The following is a 6,086-nucleotide window of genomic DNA, read 5'->3' as shown; positions in this document are numbered from 1 at the left end:
TGCATCTCCAATTGGTGAGCTAAATGTCGGAAGTAAATATCTTGGTGAATTAATTTTTTTGGCCAGTTGCTTTACAACTTTTTCTATTTCAGTTATAGTTTTTGTCATATGTTGCACAACGGTTTGTATAAGAATAGTGCGGTTTTGTGTCCGAGGATTTTCCGTAGGAAAATCAGAGTGACCAAATACGCACTTACTTTTGGTTTTGTACTAAATTACGCATTATTTTTATACGGTGTTAGGCAAAGTATTTTATTATTCATTTGAGTTCAAATATTCATATTTAACTAAATCGCTTTTGTCCTTTATTTCAATTTTTTTAGAATCTTTTATAACAAAATTTTTATCTGTTATTTCAAGAACGTCATTATAATAATGGTCAGTCAAGATTATACCTTTTGATTTTTTAAGTTTGAGTAATAATCCTTTTATCACATCTTTATAAATAGGCTCAATCATTGAAAACGGTTCGTCCAACATTAAGAATGAATGATTTAGATTTCCAATAATCAATAGTTCAAGATAGCGTAATTGTCCTAATGATAGTTTTCCAACTTTTATTCTTTCAAAACTTGATACCTGTGGCGAGTAAAATATTTTGTCTTGGTCATCTCCATTTGGATAAAACAATGGAATTATATCTCGTACTTTCCGTTCTTTGGGCAAAAAAGTATCTTGGGGTAAATAACCTATTTTTTTAGATGAAATTATTGCTTTTTGACGAATAATTTCAGAATTTATATCTATTGAAATTGAATCAGCTTTGACTGTGCCAAATATTAGTTTTAATAAAGTCGATTTTCCAGTTCCATTTCGACCAAATATTCCAATTATTTCTCCTGTTTTACAATCAAGGTCAATATTCTTTAAAATTGTTTTATTTCCGTAAGATTTATTAAGGTCAGTTACTTTTAAAAAATCCATTTACCTAAATATTAAATAGATTAGAGATAATAAAATTGAAATAGAAGTATTAAGTAACCACACTCTTTTTAAAAGGTCAGTTTTTGTAAATCCGAGGTTATAAAATCCATAATATTCATTTTTTTTGAAAGTCTGATAGCCCAGATAGCCAATCAAAATCCCAAATGATGAAAAAATAACGACACTCCATAAAATGCCAGAAGTAAAGGCGAAAATCAATGAAAAAGGGACATTAAAAGTATTAATATCCAAAAAATATTTTGAGATAGCTTTACTGTGCATTTTTTGTAATAAATTTTATTTTAGAGACGGATTCTATATTTTTCCTAACGGTCTCGTATAACCGTCAGTTACGGGTTAAAGTACACAAATTTTTCGGTTTAGCACAGACGTTAGCAATTCCGAGTGGATTCGTACGTAGTCGAATCCGCCGTAATTGCGGTTATACATTGTTGTAACACGTTTTTATTCTATTTTAAATCTTGATAACACCTCAAATACTTCACTTGCTTTTTTCTGTGCGTGATAATTGAAGTGAATATGGTCAAACTCAACGAAACCTCTCATTCCGTGATAAGGATAATCAGGAAGGCAAATCAGCAACGGTTCTTTTGGGTTTTCTTGTGTCAAAACAGCTATTGGTTCATTAATGGCTACACTCCAAGTTGCTCTTCCTCCACTTATTTTCGGTAAATAATTAATATTGGAAATATATTTTAAAATTTCAGTTATTGTCCAGTTTGGTTCTATATTAATTTCCAAAAAATGTGGCGCATCAATATCATCTCCCATTGCAACGCTTTCACGTGTTAATTTAATTTTTTTCATATTTAGATTGCGAATTTGTTCAGATTTATGGTTGTTTTTCCGTTTCAAATGTGTAACAACGGCTTCGAGTATGGACAGTTGCGGGCTGGTTTGCCAGATTTTATCCGCTTAAAATAAATATAACTAAAAACATTGAATATCGGATAAATATTTAGCCGCAATTGGCTATACGCGTCTTAAGTTTAAATTCTCTTAATTTTGATAGTTAACCAGAAAGAACAAAAGAGAGGAGTAAGGTTATAATACGCGTGGGAACTTGAGATTCCGTCAACATTGATAATCCCCTCTCTTTTCTACTTTAATTTCGTTTAGTTCTATGAGACGTAGATCTCGTTTTTAAGTCGATGAAAACCAAAGTAGGTATCCTTTCTCAATAATTTTTCTATGAATAAAAATAATGAAATTTATGGAGTGGCCATCAGTAAAGGAGTATTTGATGTGGCCAACTCAAAAGGGAATCATTTTCAGTATAAAAATAATGGTTCTGGCTTTAAATGCTTTTTAAAGACTTTAAGTGAAGAAGACTTGGTGGTCATGGAAGCTACAGGGTATTATCACTATAGACTGTCACAGTTTCTTTATGAACAAGGAATAAAAGTTTCAGTAGTAAATCCCTTTATCAGTGAAGCGTTTTATCCAGATGAAGCTCTCCAAGGTGAAAACGGATAAGTCTGATGCCAAAGCTATCTGTGAGTATGCATGTATCAACGAGGTACCTTTGTATACCGCAAGAGACAAGAGCCAGGCGGAAGCCCTTCAGTTACTTCGTTTAATAGATATTTATACTAAGCAGAGTACAGCATTAAAGAATAAGCTTCACGGAGAAAAGGTACTAGGAAAACCATCAAAAGTCGTTTATCATTCCTTAAAAAGATCACTTAAAGTGCTACAAAAGGAGCTAATAACTCTTGAGAATCGATTAAGTGATATTGTTAAAGATGAGCAACAAAAGCAACTTACGCTTCTTAAAAGTATTCCAGGAATAGGTAACAAAACTGGTATTATGTTATTGATACTAACAAATGGTTTCGCCAATTTTGAAAGCGGTAATCAACTATGTAGTTATGCAGGAATTACCCCAATTATCCGTCAATCGGGATCTAGTGTTAGAGGGAAGAGTCGAATAAGTAAAATGGGAAATCCTAAACTCAGGAACCTGCTATTTATGTGTAGCTTTACAGCTTGTAAATATAACAAAGCTTGCAAGGGATATCTATGAACGAATAATAGCCAAAGGTAAAAGTAAGAAGCTTGCGTTAATTGCTGTTTGTAATAAACTACTAAGGCAGGCTTTTGCAGTAGCTACATCAGGTTTACCATACGATGAAAATTATGCATCAAAATTAGGATAAAATGCTTGGAATTTAGCTTAGTTATTTGTTGTGCATAGTGCTTTTTCCGTTCAGCTTGTTTTCCGATTATTGTTATTTAGTTCAAATGTGAGCGTTGGCAAGACATACTCTTTTGCAATTTTTGGCGTAGCGTTGGCTGATGCGAATTGCAAATGTGTATGGCTTTTAGCGTTGGCTAATACAATATTCCCGTGAAAATTGAAACATAATACAATCCAGTCAAAATAAAAACAACACCTGCAACTGTCCGCATTACTTTTTCGATTTTCGTAATTCTGTTGTAGAATATACCGACTTTTCCTGCTGTAAAAGCTAATAAATAAGTAAAAAGAATTACAGGTAATCCTGTTCCAAATGCGAATACAATGGGTAAATAAAGTCCGTCTACTGATGCAATTGAGATTGGAATCAACATCCCAAAAAACAATGCACCGCTATAAGGACAAAATGCTAAAGCAAAAACTGCACCTATCTAAAAAGAGCCTAAAATTCCTTTGTCCTTAAATTTTTCAGACAGTTTTTCTTGATAATTTAATTTTCCTAAAAAATTGAGCTTAATAATATTTAGCATAATCAATCCAATTATTATTAATAAAGATCCTAAATATTTCTCTCCATTCTGATTGAAAAATCGAGCAATATGGAATTTACTTGCTCCAAAATATAATATCAAGCCAATTGCAGTATAACTAAAACCTCTACCCAAAGAATAAAGCAATCCGCTTAAAAACACTTTTTGTTTACTTGAAATGTTTTTAGAAATAAAAGCTGTTGCGGTTATGTTGGTCGCCAAAGGACACGGACTAATGGCTCTCATTAGTCCGAGTATCAATGCCGATAAAATAGGAATATTATAATTCTCTAAAAGCGATTGCAGAAAATCCATTTAAAGCGTTTTTAATTCCGTATCTATTTTAGCTTTCAGCTCTTTAGAAAAAGCCTCTTGGTCATTTCCATTCATAAAAGCAAAATCCGTTAGATTTATTTGGGTTTCTTTTCCGTTTTTAATCACGTTTAAGATTAAAGAAGTTCCTGATGCCTCAAATTTTTCAGCAATCTTTTCATTTTCCTTTACATCTACATTGATAACATGAAACGTTATTTTATCTTCTTTAAGTTCCTTTGCAAAGTAAGTGTTCAAAGTGTATTTCGTATTTGCTTCAATTGCATTGCACGTCATACATCTGTGTGTATAATGAAAGTTCAAAACTTCAATTTTTGAAACGGATTTATCTAAAGAAGTTGTTTTGTTTTTACCTTGACCGTTGCAAGATGTAAGTAATAGTCCGATTGCTAAAACTGCAAAAAGAATTGATTGTCTTATTCATTTTTATTTTATTTGATTTTATGATTTATAATATGATGTTAAATAAATATCCTGAAATGATGATGCAAAGTGTAATGACTCCAAAAAAGATAGCAATTAGTTTTAAGGTCATTACTTTTTTTAATAGCATAGCTTCTGGCAATGAAAGTCCAACAACTCCCATCATAAAAGCAATTGCAGTTCCTAACGGAATTCCTTTAGCAACTAATACCTGAACTACAGGAAGTATGCCTGATGCGTTTGAATACATTGGTACAGCTAAAATCGTAGCAATAGGAACAGCAAAAAGATTGTCCTTGTCCATATATTTTTCAAAAAAACCTTCAGGAATATAGCCGTGCATTAGTCCGCCAATTGCAATTCCTATAATTACATAAGGAATGATACCTTTAAGAATTTTTATTACTTCTGCCCAAATAATTGGCAAGCGTTGTTTAAAGGTTTGTTTTTCTGCTTGAAAGATATCTTGTTCTCTTTGAGCGTTTTCTAAAACTTCTTTAACCCAAGGTGTTAAATAGGATTCCAATTTTAATTTTTGAAGTATTACACCAGAAATAGTTCCTAACAAAACACCGCTAACCACATAAATTATGGTTGTTTTAATTCCAAATAAGCCAACAAAAAGTCCGATTGCAACTTCATTAACCAACGGTGAAGTAATCAAAAATGAAAAGGTTACACCTAACGGAATTCCTTCTCTTACAAAACCAATAAATAACGGAACTGAAGAACAAGAGCAAAAAGGTGTTACCACACCAAAAAAACTTGCCATAAGGTATTCCAATCCGTATAATTTATTTCTTGACAGATAGTTTTTAACCTTGTCAATTGGAAAGTAGCTATTGACGATTCCCATAAAAAAGATGACTATAAAGAGAAGTATTAAAATCTTTGTGGTATCATAAATAAAGAAATTTAAGGCTTCTGCAAGATGTTGTCCTTGTTTCATATTTAAGACATCATAAACGAACCAATCTGCTATATTTTGTATCCAATCAAACATTTTCAATCGTGCTAATAGTGCCTGAAATTGAACAAGATAATTTTACAGTATTGTAGATAGTACCGAACTTTTCAATATTCTTTTTAAGTAAATCTAAATTCAATTTTTCATCGTTGCCGTATATAGTCAAACTGTATATGATGTTTTCCATTCGTGGCGGATTTTCAAGTCGTGTAGCATTAACTTCAATGCTAGCTTTTGAATAAGTGAATTTCATCATAGCCGAAAAACGTTCCACATTTTTCAATATGCAAGAAGCAAAAGAACTCAAGAATAATTCGGTAGGATTGGGCAACGTTTCGGCAGTTTTTGAAGTCGTTCCGAAATCTATATTCGATTGCTTTATATGAATAACTGCATCTTGATTTGAAATGGATGAAGCCTTGATATGATAATTCATAGTTGGGTTGAATTAGTTTAAAAGAGCCAAAACTTCATCTTTAGAAGGCACTCTACCTTTTATTGCAATCACGTCATCTATTACCAACGCAGGTGTTGTCATTACGTTGAATTTCATAATTTCCATAATGTCTTCAACTTTTTCAATGGTAGCGTCAATATTGTTTTCTGATACCACATCTTTAACTACACCAGTCATTGATTGGCATTTTGGACAACCTGTCCCTAAAATTTTAATTACTTTAGTCATAAT

At 32.1% G+C, this 6,086-nt stretch carries 7 protein-coding genes and 1 pseudogene; 1 reads left to right on the top strand and 7 read right to left on the bottom strand.

All coding sequences use genetic code 11. The features are described from left to right. Positions 1–255: 255 nt before the first annotated feature. Positions 256–924 (bottom strand): ATP-binding cassette domain-containing protein, encoded by a 669-nt coding sequence (locus ACN0WI_RS02820; RefSeq protein ID WP_417885086.1) that lies wholly within the window; start codon positions 922–924, stop codon positions 256–258. Positions 925–1,389: 465 nt separating this feature from the next. Further along, a complete protein-coding gene (locus ACN0WI_RS02815; protein ID WP_417885085.1) occupies positions 1,390–1,752 on the bottom strand; it encodes a hypothetical protein in 363 nt (120 codons plus the stop codon). Positions 1,753–2,136: 384 nt separating this feature from the next. Here ACN0WI_RS02815 and ACN0WI_RS02810 point away from each other — a divergent pair. Next, positions 2,137–3,104 (top strand): annotated as a pseudogene (locus ACN0WI_RS02810) (IS110 family transposase). Positions 3,105–3,576: 472 nt separating this feature from the next. Here the strand turns inward: ACN0WI_RS02810 and ACN0WI_RS02805 are convergent. From ACN0WI_RS02805 to ACN0WI_RS02785, 5 genes are all read right to left on the bottom strand, one after another. Next, on the bottom strand, positions 3,577–3,990 hold the full coding sequence (locus tag ACN0WI_RS02805) for a sulfite exporter TauE/SafE family protein (RefSeq protein WP_417885084.1): 414 nt from the start codon (positions 3,988–3,990) through the stop codon (positions 3,577–3,579). Next, positions 3,991–4,311, bottom strand: a complete 321-nt coding sequence (locus ACN0WI_RS02800; protein WP_417885083.1) for a nitrophenyl compound nitroreductase subunit ArsF family protein — start codon at positions 4,309–4,311, stop codon at positions 3,991–3,993. Between the two features lie 145 nt (positions 4,312–4,456). Continuing rightward, positions 4,457–5,434 (bottom strand): permease, encoded by a 978-nt coding sequence (locus ACN0WI_RS02795; RefSeq protein ID WP_417885082.1) that lies wholly within the window; start codon positions 5,432–5,434, stop codon positions 4,457–4,459. Next, positions 5,427–5,834, bottom strand: a complete 408-nt coding sequence (locus ACN0WI_RS02790; protein ID WP_417885081.1) for an OsmC family protein — start codon at positions 5,832–5,834, stop codon at positions 5,427–5,429. The genes ACN0WI_RS02795 and ACN0WI_RS02790 overlap by 8 nt, the downstream gene beginning before the upstream one ends. Positions 5,835–5,846: 12 nt before the next feature. Further along, on the bottom strand, positions 5,847–6,083 hold the full coding sequence (locus ACN0WI_RS02785; RefSeq protein ID WP_417885080.1) for a thioredoxin family protein: 237 nt from the start codon (positions 6,081–6,083) through the stop codon (positions 5,847–5,849). Positions 6,084–6,086: the final 3 nt, after the last annotated feature.

The organism is Zunongwangia sp. (genome assembly GCF_048269745.1).
In the GTDB taxonomy this organism is placed as follows: domain Bacteria; phylum Bacteroidota; class Bacteroidia; order Flavobacteriales; family Flavobacteriaceae; genus Zunongwangia.
Note: the sequence above shows the minus strand (reverse complement) of the source record. Positions and strands in the feature narration are given on the sequence as shown.